Origin of the sequence: Photorhabdus akhurstii (assembly GCF_018448925.1) — a bacterium.
Lineage (GTDB): Bacteria > Pseudomonadota > Gammaproteobacteria > Enterobacterales > Enterobacteriaceae > Photorhabdus > Photorhabdus akhurstii.
Genome location: NZ_RCWE01000033.1, coordinates 18,703 through 39,825 on the forward strand (window position 1 = coordinate 18,703; position 21,123 = coordinate 39,825).

13 protein-coding genes are annotated in these 21,123 nt (G+C 45.2%); 6 read left to right on the forward strand and 7 right to left on the reverse strand.

All coding sequences use genetic code 11. The features are described from left to right. The first annotated feature begins 221 nt into the window (after nt 1–221). A complete protein-coding gene (robA, locus tag EAE93_RS21520) occupies nt 222–1,097 on the forward strand; it encodes an MDR efflux pump AcrAB transcriptional activator RobA (protein WP_036777055.1) in 876 nt (291 codons plus the stop codon). Here the strand turns inward: robA and gpmB are convergent. After that, a complete protein-coding gene (gene gpmB / locus EAE93_RS21525; protein ID WP_110085967.1) occupies nt 1,094–1,741 on the reverse strand; it encodes a 2,3-diphosphoglycerate-dependent phosphoglycerate mutase GpmB in 648 nt (215 codons plus the stop codon). The two genes, robA and gpmB, sit on opposite strands and share 4 nt — an antisense overlap. Before the next feature lie 54 nt (nt 1,742–1,795). Between gpmB and yjjX the strand changes: the two genes are divergently transcribed. Continuing rightward, complete coding sequence (yjjX, locus tag EAE93_RS21530) at nt 1,796–2,326, forward strand: inosine/xanthosine triphosphatase (protein WP_036777059.1); 531 nt, start codon at nt 1,796–1,798, stop codon at nt 2,324–2,326. A 35-nt stretch (nt 2,327–2,361) separates the two neighbouring features. On the opposite strand, the gene trpR is transcribed toward yjjX, so the two are convergent. Then, complete coding sequence (trpR, locus tag EAE93_RS21535; RefSeq protein WP_011144939.1) at nt 2,362–2,682, reverse strand: trp operon repressor; 321 nt, start codon at nt 2,680–2,682, stop codon at nt 2,362–2,364. A gap of 59 nt (nt 2,683–2,741) precedes the next feature. Next, complete coding sequence (sltY, locus tag EAE93_RS21540) at nt 2,742–4,658, reverse strand: murein transglycosylase (protein ID WP_214040540.1); 1,917 nt, start codon at nt 4,656–4,658, stop codon at nt 2,742–2,744. Nucleotides 4,659–5,029: 371 nt separating this feature from the next. On the opposite strand from sltY, the gene ettA reads away from it, so the two are divergent. Next, nucleotides 5,030–6,697 (forward strand): energy-dependent translational throttle protein EttA, encoded by a 1,668-nt coding sequence (gene ettA, locus EAE93_RS21545; protein WP_040153933.1) that lies wholly within the window; start codon nt 5,030–5,032, stop codon nt 6,695–6,697. Between the two features lie 38 nt (nt 6,698–6,735). Here ettA and EAE93_RS21550 read toward each other — a convergent pair whose 3' ends face one another. From EAE93_RS21550 to serB, 4 genes are all read right to left on the reverse strand, one after another. Then, nucleotides 6,736–7,482 carry an ABC transporter ATP-binding protein gene (locus EAE93_RS21550; RefSeq protein ID WP_046397358.1) on the reverse strand — a complete coding sequence of 249 codons (747 nt, stop codon included), beginning with the start codon at nt 7,480–7,482 and terminating at the stop codon, nt 6,736–6,738. A 675-nt stretch (nt 7,483–8,157) separates the two neighbouring features. Next, nucleotides 8,158–9,393: a multifunctional transcriptional regulator/nicotinamide-nucleotide adenylyltransferase/ribosylnicotinamide kinase NadR gene (nadR, locus tag EAE93_RS21555; protein ID WP_110091757.1), complete on the reverse strand. Its 1,236-nt coding sequence runs from the start codon at nt 9,391–9,393 to the stop codon at nt 8,158–8,160. 13 nt (nt 9,394–9,406) lie between these two features. Continuing rightward, complete coding sequence (gene radA, locus EAE93_RS21560; protein ID WP_214040541.1) at nt 9,407–10,789, reverse strand: DNA repair protein RadA; 1,383 nt, start codon at nt 10,787–10,789, stop codon at nt 9,407–9,409. Between the two features lie 22 nt (nt 10,790–10,811). Continuing rightward, on the reverse strand, nt 10,812–11,789 hold the full coding sequence (serB, locus tag EAE93_RS21565; RefSeq protein WP_036812309.1) for a phosphoserine phosphatase: 978 nt from the start codon (nt 11,787–11,789) through the stop codon (nt 10,812–10,814). Between the two features lie 115 nt (nt 11,790–11,904). On the opposite strand from serB, the gene EAE93_RS21570 reads away from it, so the two are divergent. From EAE93_RS21570 to EAE93_RS21580, 3 genes are all read left to right on the forward strand, one after another. After that, on the forward strand, nt 11,905–12,549 hold the full coding sequence (locus EAE93_RS21570) for a YtjB family periplasmic protein (RefSeq protein ID WP_036812311.1): 645 nt from the start codon (nt 11,905–11,907) through the stop codon (nt 12,547–12,549). A gap of 479 nt (nt 12,550–13,028) precedes the next feature. Next, on the forward strand, nt 13,029–14,693 hold the full coding sequence (locus EAE93_RS21575; protein ID WP_214040542.1) for a ShlB/FhaC/HecB family hemolysin secretion/activation protein: 1,665 nt from the start codon (nt 13,029–13,031) through the stop codon (nt 14,691–14,693). Nucleotides 14,694–14,752: 59 nt separating this feature from the next. After that, a partial coding sequence (locus EAE93_RS21580; protein ID WP_214040543.1) for a two-partner secretion domain-containing protein occupies nt 14,753–21,123 on the forward strand: 6,371 nt, incomplete at its 3' end.

Genomic DNA, 21,123 nt, shown 5'->3' on the forward strand with positions numbered 1-21,123 from the left:
TGTTTTACACTTAGTGCTTATATCCAGTAGAGTTATTGTTGAATGCCACGCTTGTCAATAAATTATGAACACCAACAGCACACAGACGCCAAAACAGATATGCAATACATAGGAATGATTCGTTTTACTTACTCTGTGGGCCTGTTCAAATGGCAAACAAAATAGCCTAGTAGTATAGGTTCTTATATTGTTCTTTCTGGTCTTAACGACTAAGGAGATGTATGGATCAAACCGGCATCATTCGTGATTTATTACGTTGGCTAGATAATCATTTAGACCAACCGTTATCACTCAATAATGTTGCAGCTAAAGCAGGTTATTCTAAATGGCACCTGCAACGTATGTTTAAAGACATTACCGGCCAGGCTATTGGCTCCTATATCCGTGCCAGAAGGTTATCACGGGCAGCCGTTGCTTTACGTTTAACCAGCCGCCCTATTCTGGATATTGCTTTACAGTACCAGTTTGACTCCCAACAAACTTTCACTCGCGCATTTAAAAAACAATTTAATAAAACACCCGCACTTTATCGTCTCAGTGAGGAGTGGTGCGCCACGGGTATTTGCCCGCCCATATTGCTGGATAAAAGGTATATTCCCGAAGCAACCTATCTCACACTGGAGGAACAGCCACTGGTTGGTATAGAACAGACCTGTTCTTATACGCTGGAACAATGGTCCAGTTTTTGTACTGAAATGCGACACAATTTCTGGACATATTATCTGCAAAATGCAGAAGTGTTACCTCCTGTACTTTATGGCCTTCATCATGCGACTCCCAATCCAGAAAAAGAAGATGAACAAACCGTGTTGTACACAACGGCGGTAGAACCCCAATATGCCCAGTTTGATGTGGCAGGCAGCCAACCTGTTACATTACCGGCTGGAGAATACGTCTCATTTAGTTACTACGGCACCAAAGATGGCTTACAGGATTTCCTGTTTACCGTCTACGGTATTTGCCTGCCAATGCTAAACCTGACGCGTAGGAAAGGATACGATATCGAACGATATTACCTTACCAATACCAATGATAGGGATAAGGAAGCGGCGAACCATATCATCGAATTTCAGTATCTCATTCCTATCCAGCATTAACGTTGTAATTCATCCAGTGCGGGCGTATCCAGATGTGTGATATCGCCTGCCGTTTCTACAATCCAGCCTGACGCCAGCCACGGACTTTGTTGATAATCCACTCTGGACAGAGAACAATTTCGCAGGCGAAGACGACGTTCAGCATGCGCGGGCAATCCCAGTATCGTGCTAACCAAACATCCCAAAGCGATGCCATGACTGACTAACAACGGCCGGCTACCAACCGGCAGCTTACGGCAGCTTTCCAGTGCAGCTCTCATACGCACAGCGAGTTCATCCATCGATTCGCCTTCGGGGATACGTCCCCCTGGCGTGCCATCAAGGACTTTCTTACGCCAGTTCTCCTCTTCCGAGGTCAAGGAATCAATATTTCTGCGTTCCAGCACCCCCATGTGCAATTCGCGCAAACGTGGCTCCAGAATAATTTCACAACCACAAACCTCAGCAATGATCTCTGCCGTTCGACGTGTCCGTCCAAGATCGCTGGTAATAACATGGGTAATACTTTCAGATTTTACTCTTTGCGCCACTAATCTGGCTTGATGTTCGCCTGTTTCGGTCAAAGGGCTGTCAGATTGTCCCTGAATACGATGTGCCGCATTCCATTCGGACTCCCCATGCCGAACAAGATATACCTGTAACATTTTCATTTTCCGTTATACTGCGTAAATACTCGTTCAAAGGATAACTCATCTATTATGTATCACGTTATTGCCGCAACCACCAACCCTGCAAAAATTAAAGCCATTAGTCTCGCCTTTGATGATGTTTTTGGGCCAGGTACTTATCGGATCGAAGATATCAATGTAGACAGTAGCGTCCCACAACAACCTATTGGTAACACAGAAACCCGTACTGGCGCCCGTCAGCGTGTCATGGCTGCCAGACAAGTTCGTCCTGAAGCAGACTTTTGGGTCGGTGTGGAAGCGGGTATTGAAGACGATATGACCTTTGCCTGGATGGTGGTGGAATATCAGCAAATTCGCGGAGAATCTCGTTCAGCCAGTTTAATGCTGCCAGAAAAAATTCTTGATGGCATTCGAGAAGGTCGGGAATTAGGCCATGAAATGGCTTACCTTACAGGCATCAATAACATCAAGCAGAAAGATGGGGCGATTGGCTTTTTTACTGATGGCATCCTGACTCGTACCAGTGTGTACCACCAAGCTCTGATACTCGCTTTGGTGCCGGTACATCATGAAATTTATAAAGAACTGAACGCCCGTTAAACAGGCGTTCACCATAGGCCGCAGTCGGCGGCCTGCTATTTTAGTAGTTGCTGTTCCAACCAAGCCTTCACATCGTTTGAGGCAAATTTCAGGCTATTAGAGCCGCGCGTAATCGTCGCAATACCCACTCCAAGTTCATTTTTCAGCTCACGTTGACTCATTTTTCCACTCATCAACTCTTTGATGATTCGTACCCTGGTAGCCAGCGCTGTCCGTTCATCTGGCGTCAATAATAACTGTAAAATCGGATGCTGTAGATTTTCAGCAAAAGCCTGTTGGAGTAATGTCACGAAACATTGCCAATCTTCATGATCTTGCGGCGAAAGTGCCGGGTCTGTCAGATGATTCGTCGTCATAATCAATCAGTCATCATACTATTTAACTAGTACAGCAGCATAACATAGTTTGCCATAAATCAATAACGCCTTTGCCACTCCGCGTTAGTCAGCACATTTGATGATTTGCCCATGAAATGACTATAGAAAACATCATAAACCAAAACATTTTTGACATAATTGCGAGTTTCAGAAAATGGAATGCTTTCAATAAAAGCTATCGCATCCAGTCGCCCATCACTGTTAGATAACCAGCGCTCTACCCGAGTTGGTCCGGCATTATAGGCAGCGCTGGCAAGTATCCGATTATTTCCAAAGCGCTGATAAACTGACTCAAGATAAGCAGTACCGATTTCGATATTCGTCAGCGGGTTTATAAGTTGGCTACTGTTTACATATCCTTGAATGCCATTTCTCTTAACCGTATCCTCTGCCGTTTTTGGCATCACTTGCATTAACCCAATGGCCCCGACTGGCGAACTAGCTTGCGGATTCCAGGCACTTTCCTGACGGGCTATCGCCATCGCATAACTTTGAGAAATGCCTTTATTTACAGTGAAATGACTAAATTCCCGCAGCCATGCCAATGGAAAACGTTCTTCAAGGTAGTCCCACATTTTTCCAGCTATTGTCGCCTGTACACTCAGAGCCGCCCATTTTTGATCGAAAGCATAACGCGCCAGTTGCTGTTGTTTTAATTTATCTTGGCTGGCGACCAGGTAGCTCCACTCTATGCGAGCAAGATTATCCATTTGCCAATATAGTAGTTCTCTCACTCTCTGTACTTCGGGTATTAAAGCAATAGCAGCATCTGGCTTTTTTGCGCGATTTATCACCAGCGGATAGCTGACATTCAGTTTCTGCGCAGCAACCATTGGATAAAAACCACGGCCTTCTGTCAGCTTACGCAATATCGCCTCACCTTCGCTTTTATTACCCTGCGCTAATAGAATGTTAGCTTGCCAATAACGCCATTCTTCTTTGCTCTGCTTCTCTAACGGTAGCAATTTTATCCATTGAGCCACACCACGCTCATCTGCATGACCCAACGCCAAACGAACACGACGCTCAAGCAATGCAACAGATTGGCTCTCGCGAATCGCATCATCACGCCACTTTTCTTGTTCATCGCTCACATCGCCCATTAACTGCCAGGCAACAATCTCTTTTAATCGCTGACGTTCACTTGCATTCATCTTTTGCACTCTGACAATTGATGGGATGATCGCTCTTGCCTGTTCCGGATCTTGACGTGCGAAACGCGAGAAAGCCGCTAAAGTGGCGACACGAGTAAAATCAGTCGGCCCGGTATGATTAGCAAAATCCGCTACAGTCGCAGGATAATCCTGCAATTTAATCAAGCCCTCACTGATACTTTTGTATCCCAGTGGCAATTGTTTAGCGAGGTAACTGACCAGTGACGTATTCCCCGCTTTTAACGCCAGGCGAATACGCTGTAATATCAGTTTCGTTGATAAATGGCCGGTTTGCTGCCAAACATCAAATAATTTATCGCAACTGGCTGGCAAAGAACGACCATTCAACCAAACCTCTTTCGCTCCCTGCCAGGCAACCTGTTCCTCGCCCGTAGCCCATTTAGCAAAATAGTAATGACAGCGGGCGGTAATAGATTTCGGTGCGGCAGGAGTGAACGCCAATACCTCGCGCCAATCTTCGCGGCGTGCAAGCTCATTGATAAAACGAGATGATAAAGAACGTGCGGAAGGCAGATTAGGATGACGATCCATAAAATCACGGATCTGCGTTGATGTAGCAAGTGACAGATCCTGAGTCAGCTCCCGGTATTGCAGATAAGGATAAAGCGGATAGTCTTTCAACGTTGGCATCAGCCTCGCGATTTCGGCCTTATCGCCGGCATTCCACGCTTGTTTAATTTGCTGATATCTCTGCCGCTGATTTTCCAGAGAATCAGCACTTGCTGCTATAGAGATAAAAACCAACCCTACAGCTACCGCAAGGTATTGCCACTTATCCATTATCTCGCTCCTTCCGGAGATCAAATCAAATAGGTTAATATTACGAATGTATAAACAGCATAATAATATAATTACCACCGATTACCACATTAATTTACTCTATGATGAAACACTTAACTATATATTCATGGAAGGTAAGTTTTTTATCCAATAAATTGATTTGCCTTAACAAACTCAAGCCAGGATCATTTTATTCGAGCAATTGGGTTCTAGAGTTTATTAACTTAAATCGGGTAAACTGTGACAAATCGTGTTCAGATGAACATCAATAATCTAAACGGATATAATCAGGTATCAACGCGCCCTGTCCATGCGACTTGCTTCGCAAAACAGGCATTATCACCATCAGAGATAGCGAGGCTTATAGCAACGTGGCTCAATACGTCTACACCATGCATCGGGTCGGTAAAATTGTTCCCCCGAAACGTCATATTCTGAAAAATATCTCCTTGAGTTTCTTTCCGGGAGCAAAAATTGGTGTTCTTGGCCTAAATGGCGCCGGTAAATCGACCTTACTGCGCATTATGGCTGGCATCGATAAAGATATCGAAGGGGAAGCTCGCCCACAACCAGGAATTAAAATTGGCTATCTACCACAGGAGCCTAAATTAAACCTTGAGCACACTGTCCGCGAAGCCGTGGAAGAAGCAGTCAGCGAGGTAAAACACGCGCTGACTCGTTTGGATGAAGTCTACGCAGCCTATGCTGATCCTGACGCTGATTTTGACAAACTGGCTAAAGAGCAAGGTGAACTGGAAGCGATTATTCAGTCCCACGATGGGCATAACCTTGATAACCAGCTTGAACGCGCCGCTGATGCCCTGCGTTTGCCGCCGTGGGATGCAAAAATCGAGCATCTGTCCGGAGGGGAGCGCCGCCGTGTGGCAATCTGCCGCTTACTGCTGGAAAAACCCGATATGCTGCTACTGGACGAGCCCACGAACCACCTTGACGCCGAATCTGTCGCCTGGCTGGAGCGCTTCCTGCACGATTACGAAGGTACTGTTGTCGCCATTACCCACGACCGCTACTTCCTTGATAACGTTGCCGGTTGGATTCTGGAACTTGACCGTGGTGAAGGTATTCCGTGGGAAGGTAACTACTCTTCATGGCTGGAACAGAAAGATGCTCGTCTGGCTCAAGAAGCCGCAACAGAAGCCGCACGTCGTAAATCCATTGAGAAAGAGCTGGAATGGGTTCGCCAAAATCCGAAAGGCCGTCAGGCAAAAGGTAAAGCACGTCTGGCCCGTTTTGAAGAATTAAATAGCGTTGAATACCAGAAACGTAACGAAACCAGCGAACTGTTTATTCCACCTGGGCCACGCCTGGGCGACAAAGTTCTGGAAGTGGAAAATCTAACCAAATCCTATGGCGACCGGGTTCTGATTGACAATCTGAGCTTCTCTCTGCCAAAAGGGGCGATTGTTGGGATTATCGGGCCTAACGGCGCCGGTAAATCTACCCTGTTCCGTATGATCTCCAACCAAGAACAGCCCGATTCCGGCGCTATCACGTTAGGTGAAACCGTCAAACTCGCTTCTGTCGATCAGTTCCGTGACAACATGGATGATAAGAAAACCGTTTGGGAAGAGATTTCCGGTGGTCAGGATATCATGCGTATAGGTAACTTCGAGCTGCCAAGTCGCGCCTATGTTGGCCGTTTTAACTTCAAAGGCGTTGATCAAGGCAAACGTGTCGGTGAGCTGTCTGGTGGTGAAAGAGGACGGCTGCATCTGGCTAAACTACTGCAAGTTGGCGGTAACATGCTGTTGCTCGACGAACCAACCAACGATCTGGACATTGAAACCTTGCGCGCACTGGAAAACGCCTTGCTGGAATTCCCAGGTTGTGCGATGGTTATTTCCCACGATCGTTGGTTCCTTGATCGTATCGCAACCCACATCATTGATTATCAAGATGAAGGTAAAGTCACTTTCTTTGAAGGTAACTTTAGTGAATACGAAGACTATAAGAAGCGGACTCTCGGAGCAGAAGCACTGGAACCGCATCGCATTAAATATAAGAAAATCAGCAAATAATCATATTGAAAATGGCCTGGCAACAGGCCGTTTTCCGCTCAATTATTTAGATATAAACTCATAGTTTTATTCATTATGCTATGTGTAAGATACGTGTCATGGATAATCTTTCCTTCTTTCAACGTAATAATACGATCTGCATGTTTGATAAGCCTATTATCCTGTGAAGCCACAACAACCGTGCCTCTTTGGTTATGAGCAATAAAATTTAAGATATCAATCGCTATTTGGCAGTCATCATTATCAAGATAACGGGTTGGCTCATCAGCAAACAAATACCGAGGACTTTTCACAATGGCGCTGGCTATTGCCACCCGTTGTTTTTCATTATCACGTAATTCCTTGGGATATATATCTTTCTTATGTTTCAAACCAACAATATTCAGTGCCTTGGTTGCCCTGACTGTTGCTTCTTGATGAGAAGTCGTGATTCCACAAGAAAGAGATAATAGCAAATTATCCAAGACCGTAAGTTCATTAGATAAATTAATTCTTTGAAAGATAAAACCACAATTTATCAAATGAAATCTATCTAACTCGAAGTTATTCATCCTCCCCAATTCATTATCAGCAATTAATATTTTTCCTCCGTCGAGAGGCAATAACCCAGAAATCATTGCCAGCAAAGTACTTTTTCCTGAACAGAGATCCCCATTAATCAAAGTAAATTCACCTGGAAAAATAGAAAGAGTGATGTCTGAAATCATTTTCTGGTTAGCTTTACTTTTCGAAAAACCATATGAAATATCAATGGCTTCAATCGTAGCGATTTGATTCAAATTCATTATCTCAGCATAATTAATAGTGTAAGAAATCTGGCATTATCAGTAACTCTTACAGCCAGAGCAATCCGTAAAAATACAGATATTCATCATTATAAGATTACACAAACGAGGGAAAATCATATAAGAAATATCTCAATTGAAAGTATATCAATATTTCTACCAGTGACTATTTCAAATGACTATCTGCATGCTAAAATCAAAATTTTACTAAACAAGAGCAACCCATTCCTACCAACCATTCATTAACAATAGGCGACTATCTTGTTAGTACAAATAAAAAAATAACATCAGACAAATAATTTTTTATAGATAAAAACACCTTAATATCATAACAACATGTTAAAATTAATATTTAATCATCATAATAACAGCTACACATCTAACATTAAATTATTAATAAAAAGATCAACCCTCTCTTATTCTCCAACCAATCAAAAATTCAAAAACTTTTATTTATAAATCAACCGGGAAGTATTTAATTATTAATTTTGTTTTTATTCAAGAAATAAATAATCAATAGAAGTATCAAAAATATTAATAGCTGTTATATATTTTATTACTTACAGGAAATAAAAATATCCATCCACAATGCATATTGTGATTGGATATATATTTATTAATTTATCATATAAAATATTATATATAAATCTAATTACAAACGATTCAACTAGCGTGTCATTTAGGATTAGCCGCTAAAAGTTGCTGAATAAGTTCAATACAACGTAGGAAACGCTGATCATAATCAGGTGAATCCACATTGACATATTCAATATTATTACTTTTCAGCATATCCTCCAACAGTTGCTGGAACTCTTTACGATCCTGTTCGCTGCCAAGACTACGCAAACCATCAGCAACCCAAGGGGTGTTGTTTTCCAGTAGAATGACCAAATCAAATCGATATTCATCAATTAATGCCTGAACAAACGGATGTTCACGTCCTTCATATCGCTTACAGAATGCTTGGGTAGTGACAAAATCGGTATCTATAAATGCGACCTTATTCGCATATTTTACGGCAAAATCAATATATTGGGCTTGCCCTAACGCAATCTTGTCATAGTCCGAATATTGCAGCGCCATCTCATCTCCCCCAAGATGAGAAAAAACATAATCACGACCATATTCCCAAGCGCTTGTCGTATTAAAAATATTTGCCAATTTATTAACTAACGTAGATTTACCACTGGATTCTCCACCAAGAATCGCTACGGTACGAACAAAGAAAGGTTTCACTTCCGTAGGAATATATTCCCAATGGCGGAATGGGTCCTGGCGAATATGCCGACCACTGATTTTCATAAATGAGCGTTGTGGATCGATAAGAATTGTCTCAATTCCTAAATGCTCTTTATATCGACAAGCATCCTGAGTTTCACTGGAATATATATAAGTTGGATTAATACTTTTTTTTGCCATAAAGGCTTTCATTCCTTCACTCCACACACCCCAACCATGTGGATAGGGTTCAATTCCCTGTTCATCAAAAGAGTGAATATGAATATTTTTCTGATATTTAAACGTTTGCAGCAACCAGCGCAGACGATCACTCACCGTGGGTTGCTGAGACATGGAACTGCTTATAAACAGCTCCCGATCCCTAGGCTCATCATGGCAAAGAATAATATGCAGCTCATCCACCTGACTACAGGCCCGTTGAATTAGATAGATATGCCCGGTATGCAATGGATAGAACTTGCCGAATACCACACCGACAGTTTTATTTTGTACAGGATATTGCAACCTCAGATAGTGATGGAGAGCAGCCAGTTTTTGAGCGCTGGGACTTTTAATTTTGTCATTAATTAATTGACTGAGATAGCCTTTGGTCATACCACTTGCATCGGCAACCTGTTGCAACGTATAACCAGTCTGTTTAATCGCTTCTTTAAGGTAGTCAAATTGGCCCATATCTCCTCCCTATTTAATCAAAATCATCCATAACAGATAACGCATCCGCCAACTTTTTCACACCAAAAACTTGCATCTCTGGCAGCGCTTTTTTTGGCATATTGGCATAAGGCACTATCGCCCGTTTAAAACCATGTTTAGCGGCTTCGGATATGCGTTCCTGCCCACTGGGAACAGGGCGGATTTCTCCTGCCAACCCGACTTCGCCAAATACAACTAAATCACGGGGTAACGGCCTATCCCGAAAACTGGAGACTAAAGAGAGCAATAAAGCGAGATCCGCGCTGGTTTCCGCGACCTTAACGCCCCCCACCACATTCACAAACACATCCTGATCGGACATTTGCAAACCTCCGTGACGATGAAGAACCGCCAACAAAATAGCCAGCCGGTTTTGCTCCAACCCCACAGCCACCCGCCGCGGATTAGTCATCATGGAATGATCCACCAGCGCTTGAATCTCTACCAACAGAGGACGAGTCCCTTCCCACACCACCATGACAGAACTGCCAGCGGTAACTTCATCACCACGGCTCAAGAAAATCGCTGATGGATTACTCACTTCACGCAATCCCTGTTCCGTCATGGCGAATACGCCAAGCTCATTAACCGCCCCAAAACGGTTTTTATGACTACGTAAAGTGCGAAAGCGGGAATCCGCTTCACCATCAAGCATCACAGAGCAATCAATACAGTGTTCCAACACTTTCGGCCCCGCCAACGAGCCATCTTTGGTCACATGACCAACCATAACAACGGCAACACCGCGAGTCTTAGCAAACCGAGTCAGATAAGCGGCAGTCTCTCTCACCTGAGCGACACTCCCCGGCGAAGATTGGATGTCCGCCATATGCATCACCTGAATGGAGTCAATCACCATCAACTTTGGCTGCTCCTGTTCCGCAATCAGACAAATTTGTTCAATGCTGGTTTCTGACAACATATTCAGATTATCAGCCGGCAACCCCAACCGGTGCGCACGCATTGCAACCTGCTGTAACGACTCCTCCCCGGTGACATATAAAGTTTTCATCTGCGCAGACAACTGGCACATCGTCTGCAACAATAAGGTACTCTTCCCGGCTCCCGGATTACCGCCGATCAGAATCGCGCTACCGGGAACAACCCCGCCGCCAAGCACCCGATCGAACTCTTTAAATCCGGTAGAAAAACGAGGAAGTTCTTCCAGACTAATCTCTGATAATTTCTGAACCCTGTTGACACCAGCATCTCCCGCATAACCACTGAACCGCTCATTACGGGAGGAAGGTGCTGCGGCTAAGCGCACCTCAGTAATGGTATTCCAGGCATGACACGCACTACATTGCCCCTGCCAACGCGGATAATCCGCTCCACACTCATTACAAACAAATGCCCGCTTTGCTGCTTTAGCCACTTTGCACTCCTAAAAGACCCTATTAACGCTCTTCGTGTTTGAGACCGCAACTTAACACACACAATACTCCCATGAGATCAGCATGACGGATGGTCACTTTCGACTGTGCATAAACTTTCGGTTTAGCATGGTAAGCGATACCTAACCCTGCTTTGCGGATCATCTTCAAATCATTAGCGCCATCACCAATCGCGACAGTCTGTTCCAATGGGATATCCAGTTTTTTCGCCAACTTCACCAATGTAGCAGCCTTATATTTAGCATCAACAATTGGCCCGATAACCTTACCTGTCAACTTGCCATTTTTTACTTCTAACTGATTGGCTACCGCAGCCATCAAACGTAAATTTTGACGTAAATGGTCAGCAAAATAGGTAAAACCACCCGACGCGATTGCCACATGCCAATCAAGGGATTGCAACTTACGCACCAAACTGGTCAGCCCCGGCATAAGTGGTAAATTTTCGACAACCTGCCGCAGAATATCAGCATCAGCCCCTGCCAACTGAGCAACTCGTTCCCGCAAACTATCAGAAAAATCCAACTCTCCTTGCATCGCTCGCTCGGTAATTTCAGCGACTTTATCACCTACGCCAGCCAAACGGGCTATTTCATCAATACATTCAATTTGAATTGCCGTTGAATCCATATCCATCACCAGCAAACCCGGTGACCGCAACCTTGGGATCTGCCCCAACGGAACTACATCCAACCGACATTCATCGGCTAGCCGCTTAATACGCGTAGTCAAATTCCCGGCAATACGTACAACCTGATAATCATCAATGCGCCATGAAGAGACGATAACAATAGCGGCGCCGAGCCGATGCTGAAAATTACTGATACGTTGTTTATCCAGGCCACGACCATATATCAACCAGCCACTGTCACCAGCCCGGTAATCCAATGGCATAACTTCTTCGCCACTTAACGAAAGTGGTAATCCCGGCCACTTATGGACCTCTTCCGGCAAATAGTGATAAGCCAGGTTATTAGACATTAATCCCTACTCCTGTAATCCCACATGATTTAACAGCAAAAAATTGCGCTTCAAACTATCCTCTCTGTACTGCATCTGGCAACATGGCGTTGGCCAAAGCTTGGAAGAGATAACGATGATCAAAGCTAAATTAAAATTCCGACTGCATAAAACAGCTATTATATTGATTTGCATTGCTTTATTAGTATTTCTAATGCAGGGCGTTTCTTATTTTAGCCGTTCTCACCAACAAGCCCAGATGGATCAATTTGAGGAATTGGCAAAAACCTTGGCAAAACAAGTCGCATTCAGCTTATCTGATTATATGGAGAGTGGCAGCAAAGATCTTAATAATGAGCGAATACAGGCTAATTTGTATCATCTAACGACAAACAGCCGCATACTTGATGCCAGTGTCTATCTTAACAATGGAACACAAGTTGCTCATAGCGGAGAGGACGTCTCGGTGCGGGATCGTCTATCTTTGGATGGTAAAAAAGCCGGCAGCTATTTTAACTACCAGATAGTCACTCCCATTCCGGGAAAAGAGGAGCCAAAAGGTTTTCTACGCCTGACACTGGATACCCACAAACTGGCAACAGAGTCCAAGCAGGTGGATAACACGACTAACTTACTTCGGATCATGATTTTACTCGCTTTAGCAATTGGTTTTATTCTGGCACATAACCTATTGCAATTAGCCCCAAGCCGCTGGCAGCAATCGCCTTATTTACTGACAGCCAACAGCAAATCAAGTGAAAAAGAGGAGAAATCAGAGTAAAAACTTTTCGTTAAATCATTATTTCACCTTGGTGATTAATTATGACAATCACCAATAATTTAACCCATTCGCATATTTACTGAAAAACAAACACCCAACAATGAATTAAGAAACAATCAATCTAACCAGAGAAGACAATATCCTTACATGCATTTAATACTCAAGATTATAATTTCCAAAGTTACTTTAACTGTAATTACATTATAATATTCTTAGTGATATGTGTCACATATTTATCAATATATAGGATTAAATTAGAAATACCTAATGTTAGTTACATAACCTATTAATTAGCAAAGTATTTTTCATTATTGCTCATTTTCTAACAAAAACATATCTAATTGTTTTTATTGGAAATTTAAAATAAGCCGTATTTTTTAATCATATTCATTCGTAAATCCACATATTGATTATTAAGTCAAATTCATGACTAATAGCGCCCCAAAAATTATATGATGCGTGCGGGATGCAAAAGGATAATGCAAAAAAAAGTCATTATTTTCACTAGCTTTCTTTTTATTACTACCGGTGTTAAAGCCGCCGAAATTTCAGATCAACAACTTATTCATCAACAGGAACGGCAGAAAGCCCTAGAGGCTCAATTAGCACCGCCGCCAGAGGATATTCGTTTGTCTGTTCCTGAAACAGCAGTACCTTCTGAATTTCCTGTCGATACGCCCTGTTTTCCTATTACGCGTGTCGTTCTTGAAGGCACCGAACATTTTCCTCACTGGTTACCTTTAAAACGTTTAGCTCAACAGGGAGAAAATCACTGCCTGGGCACCCAGGGGATTAATATATTAATGACTCGGATACAAAACCGATTAATTAATCATGGCTATGTTACTAGCAGAGTATTAGCTCCCAGTCAGGATCTTAATTCCAAGACATTAAAGCTGATGATTTTACCGGGAAAAGTTGGACATATTCGCTATACCGCTGAAAGCGGCAATTATATCCAACGGATAACCACATTCCCTCCCCGCGAAGGAAAATTGCTTGATTTACGGGATATCGAACAGGGATTAGAAAATTTACAACGTTTTCCTACCGTTCAAGCCAACATGGAAATTGTACCGAATGAGCAGTTAGGAGAAAGCGATATCGTACTGGACTGGCGTCAGTCAAGACATTGGCGGCTAGCCTCCTATCTGGATGATTCTGGTTCTAAAAGTACCGGGCGTTATCAAGGCGGGTTAACTTTATATCTGGATAATCCCCTCACGTTGAGTGATCTATTTTATATCTCCGGTGGGCGCGATATTCACTCCCCTTCTGGCCGCAGCAGCAAAAACTACACCATCCACTACTCCCTACCGGTGGGATACTGGATGGCCAGCATCACCGCCAGTAATTACGATTACAACCAAAAGGTTGCCAGGCCAAATGGAGACGACAAATACAGCGGTAAAAGCAAAAACCTGAATGTCCAACTGAGCCGAGTCCTGCATCGTAACGCCAGTCAGAAAACTTCGGTTAATGGTGAAATTTATCGTCGCACATCCAAGAGTTTTATTAATGATCTGGAAATCGATGTACAGCGCCGGGAAACGGCTGGCTGGAAATTGGGATTATCCCATCGTCACTACATCGGTAAAGCGACCCTGGATACCGGAGTGACTTACCAACAGGGAACACGCTGGTTTGGGGCACAGCCCGCACAAGAAGAGATCCGAGGTACAGCGACCGCCCTACTTAAAACAACCCAGTTTTCCGCGGCACTTTCTGCGCCGTTTACCCTATTTTCTCAACCATTCATCTACAAAACCCAGTACCTGCGCCAAATAAGCGCCAGAACGTTGACGCCACAGGATCAATTTTCAATCGGCAACCGCTGGACCGTTCGCGGATTTGACGGCGAACGCACGTTAAACGGGGATCATGGTTGGTATAGCCGTAATGAATTGGAATGGCAAACCCCACTGAATGGTCAATCCCTGTATTTGGGCATGGATTATGGCGAAATCGGCGGGCCGGGAAATGAGCAACGTCTGGGAAAACATCTGGCGGGCGGCGTTCTAGGCTATCGCGGCAGTCTTAAAGGCGTGAGCTATGACCTGTTTGCCGGTATCCCGCTATCCAAACCGGATGGCTTTCAAACCTCATCAGTCACCACCGGATTCAGTTTGTACTGGCAGTACTAATTCAAAATAACAACGCAGCCAAAGTTATCACAGATAAAAAGTGTTAGTGGAGAAAAACAATGAACAAGCATCTGTATCGTATTATCTTTAACAAAGCCCGGAACATGCTGATGGTCGTGTCTGATATTGCCACCTCCGGGCAAGGTAGTACGGTACGCCGCCGTAGTCGTCGGCAATCATCACAATGCCTTTGCCGGTTAACGGCGTTAAGACTCAGTTTATTGTTAGCCACTGGCTGCATTTCCCTAACAGCGCAAGCAAATATTGTGGCCGACGGACAAGCGCCGGGTAATCAACAACCGACTATCCTGAACAGTGCGAACGGTACGCCACAAATCAATATTCAAACCCCTAACGCCGCGGGTATCTCGCATAATACCTACACCCAATTTGATATTGATAAACGAGGCGTCATTCTTAACAACAGTCACGATGCTGTCCAAACTCAGCTGGGCGGCATGGTGGCGGGAAACCCGTGGCTCGCCAAAGCAGAAGCCAAAATTATTCTCAATGAAGTGAACAGCATTAACACCAGCAAACTCAATGGCTGGATAGAAGTCGCCGGACAAAAAGCCGACGTTATTATTGCCAACCCGGCCGGTATCACCTGCAACGGTTGTGGATTCATTAACGCCCATCGCGCAACACTCACCACGGGACAGGCCATGATGGAACAAGGCCGGCTGAAAGGCTTTGATATTGAGCGGGGAGAAGTCCGCATTGAAGACCTGGGACTGGACAGCTCACAACAAAATTACACCGAAATTATTGCCCGCTCGGTGGTAATCAACGGCAAACTGCACGCGAAAGATCTAAAAATCACAACCGGAAGTAATATTGTTGATGCAGCTCACCAGAATATTGAGAAAAAAACTGCTGACGGCAGCAAGAATCCATCATTTACGCTGGACGTAGCCGCACTCGGTGGCATGTACGCCAATAAAATCGTGCTGGTGGGTACCGAGTTTGGCGTAGGGGTACGTAACGCCGGCCACATCGGAGCAACCGCCGGTGACGTCCGTATCACGGTTGATGGACAGATTGAGAACAGTGGCACAATCGCTGCACGAAGTAACACCACAATCAAAGCGGAGTCGATACAGAGCGCCAAAGGCAGTATTCTGGCCGCCGGAATTGATGATAAAGGGAAAGCCACGCTGCCCGGATCGCTGACACTGACCGCCAAACAGCAAATTCAGGCCAATGGAAAAAATCTGGCAACCAATACTCTGGAAGTACAGAGTAAAAAGATTGATCTCAGCGGCAGCCAAACTTCTGCCAACAACATTCAACTCACTGCCAGTCAGCAAGAGATTAGCACCGCCAACGCTACAGTCACCGCTGACCGCTTTACAGCCAAAACACCAAGCCTATTTAACAATGACGGCGGCACACTGGTAGCACGAGAAATCAACTTAACTACTCCAGACTTATCCAACAAGCAGGGGAAAATTAATCAAACCGGCAACGGCGAGCTGGTACTGAACACCCAAACACTGAATAACCACAGCGGAACCATTCTCAATGAAGGGAAACGACTGGCTATCACCACAAGAAATCTGGACAACCGTCATGGAAAAATCGCCAATAACGGAAATGATCTGAACCTAATCGTCCACGAGAAAGCGGACAACACGGAAGGAGGGACAATTCAACTCGCCGGTAAAGGTAAACTGTCCCTCACTGCCAAGACGCTGAATAACCAAGATGGCGAGATTAAAGGTAATGGCAACCTGAAAATCGACGCCACCACCTTGGATAACAGCAAAGGCAAAATCATAGCAGCCAAACAAGGAGCCTTGGAACTGACTGTTGATGACGCTCTGAATAACCAAGATGGACAGCTAGAAGCCGGTCAAGATATCCAACTCACAGCAACACAGCTTGATAACAACCGGGGCAAAATCGCTGCAACCGGTGGCAGCACAGAACTGATCATTGGGAAAAACATTGAAAACGTTGACGGACGAATCGAAGCCAAAACGACGCTCACCACAAAAAGTCAGGCGTTAAATAACCATCAAGGATCATTACTGGCTCAGCAGATAGACAGCCAAACCAACGGACATAAATTCACCAACACCGCAGGACAAGTCATTGCCCAAGAAAAACTCACCCTAAACAGCGGTGAGCTGGATAACACGTCTGGTTTGTTACAATCTGGCAGTGACATGATAGTCAATACTCATGGGCAGAAACTGACTAACACGAAAGACACTAAAAATGGTGACGAAAAAGAGACTCAAAAAGGCACCATATTAAGCAAAGGCAATCTGGAACTCCGTACAGGGGATATCAACAACACCGCCGGCATTATTTCCGCTAAAGGAAAAACCACCCTTAACGCCGGTAGCGTCGACAATACCGATGGTCAACTCTTATCACAACAGATGGCGGAATTGACCACACAGGCATTAAATAACACTCGTGGACAGATCCAATCAGAGTCAAGCCTGTTGCTGGATACCCAAAACCAAGCCCTGACCAATACCGACAGTGGCAAAACTGGCGGTATCATTGCCAAAGACTCATTACGCATTTCCAGCGGTAAACTGACTAATGACGCAGGCGTTATCCTTGGTCATGGCATCAACATTGATACCCATCAACAAGCTCTGAGCAACCAAAGCGGCGCCATATCCAGTAAGAAAAACCTAAAACTCGATAGCGGAGAACTCAATAGTACAGGCGGGAAAATAGAATCTACCGGCGATATGATACTGGACACGCACGGAGAAAAACTGACCACCGCCAAAAGCGGTGATACCGGTGGCGTTATCAGCGAGGGAACACTGACCTTAACCACAGGCGAGATCGACAACCACGATGGCACTATCACTGGAACAGGGACGACAACGATAACGGGTAGAGACCTCCACAACCAACGAGGAAAACTTGTCAGCAAAACCGGCCCCCTGACATTAACGGTAAACAAAACTGACAACAGCGGCGGGTTACTACAATCCGCTAGTGACCTGACATTGGATACGCAAGGTGGGCTGCTAACCAACACCAACAGTGGCAAAGACCGGGGCATAATCAGCATAGGCAACATGAAGCTGACGACCCAAGGCGTTAACAACGATGCTGGCCTAATCCATGCGGGAAAAAACCTGATCCTTGACGGGCAGAAAGGAACCATAACCAACCGCGACAGCCAGCCTAATCAAGGTATCCGTAGCTCAGGAGACTTGACGCTGACGGCAAGCGCTATTGATAACCATCAAGGATCTGTAGAAGCTGATAAACAACTCACCGTGACATCCGGGACAGTTGACAATACCGGTGGCCTGTTGAAATCCGGCACAACCCTGTCGCTCAACACCCAAGGCCAGAAACTGACTAACGCACAGAGCGGAGAAAAACGTGGTATCCGCAGCGGCAGTGATCTGACACTGGAAGCCGGTGAAATTGATAACACCGCTGGCCTGATAGATGCACAAGGTGAAACCACGCTAACTAGCCAAAACCTCAACAACACCGGCGGTAAAATCCTCTCACGGAAAAAAGCCGATCTGACAACACAAGCGGTCAACAACCAAAGTGGACAGATACAATCCGCAACCAGTCTGAAATTAGATACACAACAGCATGAACTGACTAGCACTGGCGGTAAGATCGTCGCGGAAGATGCCTTGGAACTGACTACCGGTAAACTGATCAATGACCACGGCGATATTCGTGGTAACGAAACCCGCATTAACACTCACCAGCAAGCACTAAACAATGTGGCTGGCACCATATTCAGTAAGAAAAATCTAAAACTTGATAGCGGAGAACTTAACAGTACCGGCGGGAGAATAGAGTCTACCGGTGATATGACGCTGACCACTGGCGATATTAACAACCAAAACGGTGTGATTATCGGTACAGGAACCACAACCGTTACCGGTGGTGAACTGAAAAACCAAGGCGGAACCCTCGCCAGTGAAACCAGCGCACTCACATTGACCGTGAAAAAAACCGATAACAGCGGCGGCCTGTTGAAATCTGCTGGTGATCTGACACTCGATACACAAGGTGAGCTACTGACTAACCTCAACAGCGGCGAGACCGGGGGCATAATCGGTGCAGGCAATGTCAAGCTGACCGCTCAAGGCATCAATAACAAAGCTGGCTGGATCCATGCGGATAAAAACCTAACTCTAGATGGGAAACAAGGCAAAATAACCAACCGCAACAGCCAGCCTAAACAGGGGATCTCAAGCAAGGGAGAGTTGACAATAACCGCGGGCACCATCGATAACCAACAGGGAAGAGTCATCGCCGATAAGCAGCTCAATGTGACATCAACAGGAGCCGTTGATAATACCAGCGGCAAAATGCTCAGCCAGCATCAACAACTCACCATGAATACCGGTGAACTGAATAACACGAGTGGTTTGCTGCAATCCAAAACAACTCTTTCACTCAACACTCACGGCCAAAAACTGACTAATACACAAAGCGGGAATGACCTCGGCATACTCAGCGGCAGTGACCTGACTCTGGAAGCCGGTGAAATTGATAACACCGCCGGCAAGATAGATTCACAAGGCGAAACCACGCTAACTAGCCAAAACCTCAACAACACTGACGGTAAAATCCTCTCGAAGGGAAAAGCCGATCTGACAACACAAGCAGTCAACAACCAACGTGGACTGATACAATCCTCAGACAGTCTGAAATTAGATACACAACAGCATGAACTGACCAGCACTGGCGGTAAGATCGTCGCGGAAGATACCTTGGAACTGACTACCGGTAAACTGATCAATGACCACGGCGATATTCGTGGTAACGAAACCCGCATTAACACTCACCAGCAAGCACTAAACAACGTGGCTGGCACCATATTCAGTAAGAAAAACCTACAGCTCGATAGCGGAGAACTCAATAGTACAAGCGGAAGAATAGAATCTACCGGCGATATGACTCTGAACACGCATGGAGAAAAACTGACCAACGCCAAAAGCGGTGAGACCAAAGGCGTTATCAGTAAAGGAACTATGACGCTGACCACCGGTGAAATCGACAACCAAGATGGTTTTATCAAAGGTACAGGAACAACCACCGTTACTGGTGGTGATCTGAAAAACCAAGGCGGAACCCTCGCCAGTGAAACCAGCGCACTCACATTGACCGTGAAAAAAACCGATAACAGCGGCGGCCTGTTGAAATCCAAGGGTGATTTGACACTCGATACACAAGGTGAACTACTGACTAACCTCAACAGCGGCAAGACCGGAGGCATCATCGGTGCAGGCAATGTCAAGCTGACCGCTCAAGGCATCAATAATGAAGCTGGCTGGATCCATGCGGATAAAAACCTGACTCTAGATGGGAAACAAGGCAAAATAACCAACCGCAACAGCCAGCCTAAACAGGGGATCTCAAGCCAGGGAGAGTTGACAATAACTGCGGGCGCTATCGATAACCAACAGGGAAGAGTCATCGCCGATAAACAACTCAACGTGACATCAACAGGAACCGTTGATAATACCAGCGGTAAAATAGTCAGCCAGAATCAACAACTCACCATGAATACCGGTGAACTGAATAACACCAGTGGTTTGCTGCAATCCCAAACAACTCTTTCACTCAACACCCACGGTCAAAAGCTGACTAATACGCAAAGCGGGGATGACCTCGGCATACGCAGCGGCAGTGACTTGACCTTAGAAACCGGTGAAATTGATAACACTACTGGCGCGATCATAGCGAAAGATGCTTTGGAACTGACTACCGGTAAACTAATCAATGACCACGGCTCTATCCGTGGTGATCAAATCCTCATTAACACCCATCAGCAAGCGCTAAATAACGTGGCTGGCACTATAGCCAGTAAGAAAAATCTAAAACTCGATAGCGGCGAGTTAGACAGTACCGGCGGGAAAATAGAATCTATCGGTGATATGACACTGAACACGCACGGAGAAAAACTGACCACCGCCAAAAGCGGCAAAACCGGTGGTGTTTTCAGTAAAGGGACAATGACCCTTACCACCGGTGAAATCGACAACCAAGATGGTTTTATCAAAGGTACAAGAACAACCACCGTTACCGGCGGTGAGCTGAAAAACCAAGGCGGAACCCTTGCCAGTGAAACCGGCTCACTCACATTGACCGTGAAAAAAACCGATAACAGCGGCGGCCTGTTGAAATCTGCGGGTGATCTGACACTCGATACACAAGGTGAGCTACTGACTAACCTCAACAGCGGCAAAACCGGGGGCATAATCGGTACAGGCAATGTCAAACTGACTACTCAAGGCATCAATAACGAAGCTGGCTGGATCCATGCGGATAAAAACCTGACTCTAGATGGGAAACAAGGCAAAATAACCAACCGCAACAGCCAACCTAAACAAGGGATAACAAGCCAGGGAGAGTTGACAATAACCGCGGGCGCTATCGATAACCAACAGGGAAGAGTCATCGCCGATAAACA

Bases quoted from the DNA above. Each gene is read 5' to 3' on its own strand.
- robA (WP_036777055.1), top strand. From the start codon at position 222: ATGGATCAAACCGGCATCATTCGTGATTTATTACGTTGGCTAGATAAT.
- gpmB (WP_110085967.1), bottom strand. From the start codon at position 1,741: ATGTTACAGGTATATCTTGTTCGGCATGGGGAGTCCGAATGGAATGCG.
- yjjX (WP_036777059.1), top strand. From the start codon at position 1,796: ATGTATCACGTTATTGCCGCAACCACCAACCCTGCAAAAATTAAAGCC.
- trpR (WP_011144939.1), bottom strand. From the start codon at position 2,682: ATGACGACGAATCATCTGACAGACCCGGCACTTTCGCCGCAAGATCAT.
- sltY (WP_214040540.1), bottom strand. From the start codon at position 4,658: ATGGATAAGTGGCAATACCTTGCGGTAGCTGTAGGGTTGGTTTTTATC.
- EAE93_RS21550 (WP_046397358.1), bottom strand. From the start codon at position 7,482: ATGAATTTGAATCAAATCGCTACGATTGAAGCCATTGATATTTCATAT.
- nadR (WP_110091757.1), bottom strand. From the start codon at position 9,393: ATGGGCCAATTTGACTACCTTAAAGAAGCGATTAAACAGACTGGTTAT.
- serB (WP_036812309.1), bottom strand. From the start codon at position 11,789: ATGTCTAATAACCTGGCTTATCACTATTTGCCGGAAGAGGTCCATAAG.
- EAE93_RS21570 (WP_036812311.1), top strand. From the start codon at position 11,905: ATGATCAAAGCTAAATTAAAATTCCGACTGCATAAAACAGCTATTATA.
- EAE93_RS21575 (WP_214040542.1), top strand. From the start codon at position 13,029: ATGCAAAAAAAAGTCATTATTTTCACTAGCTTTCTTTTTATTACTACC.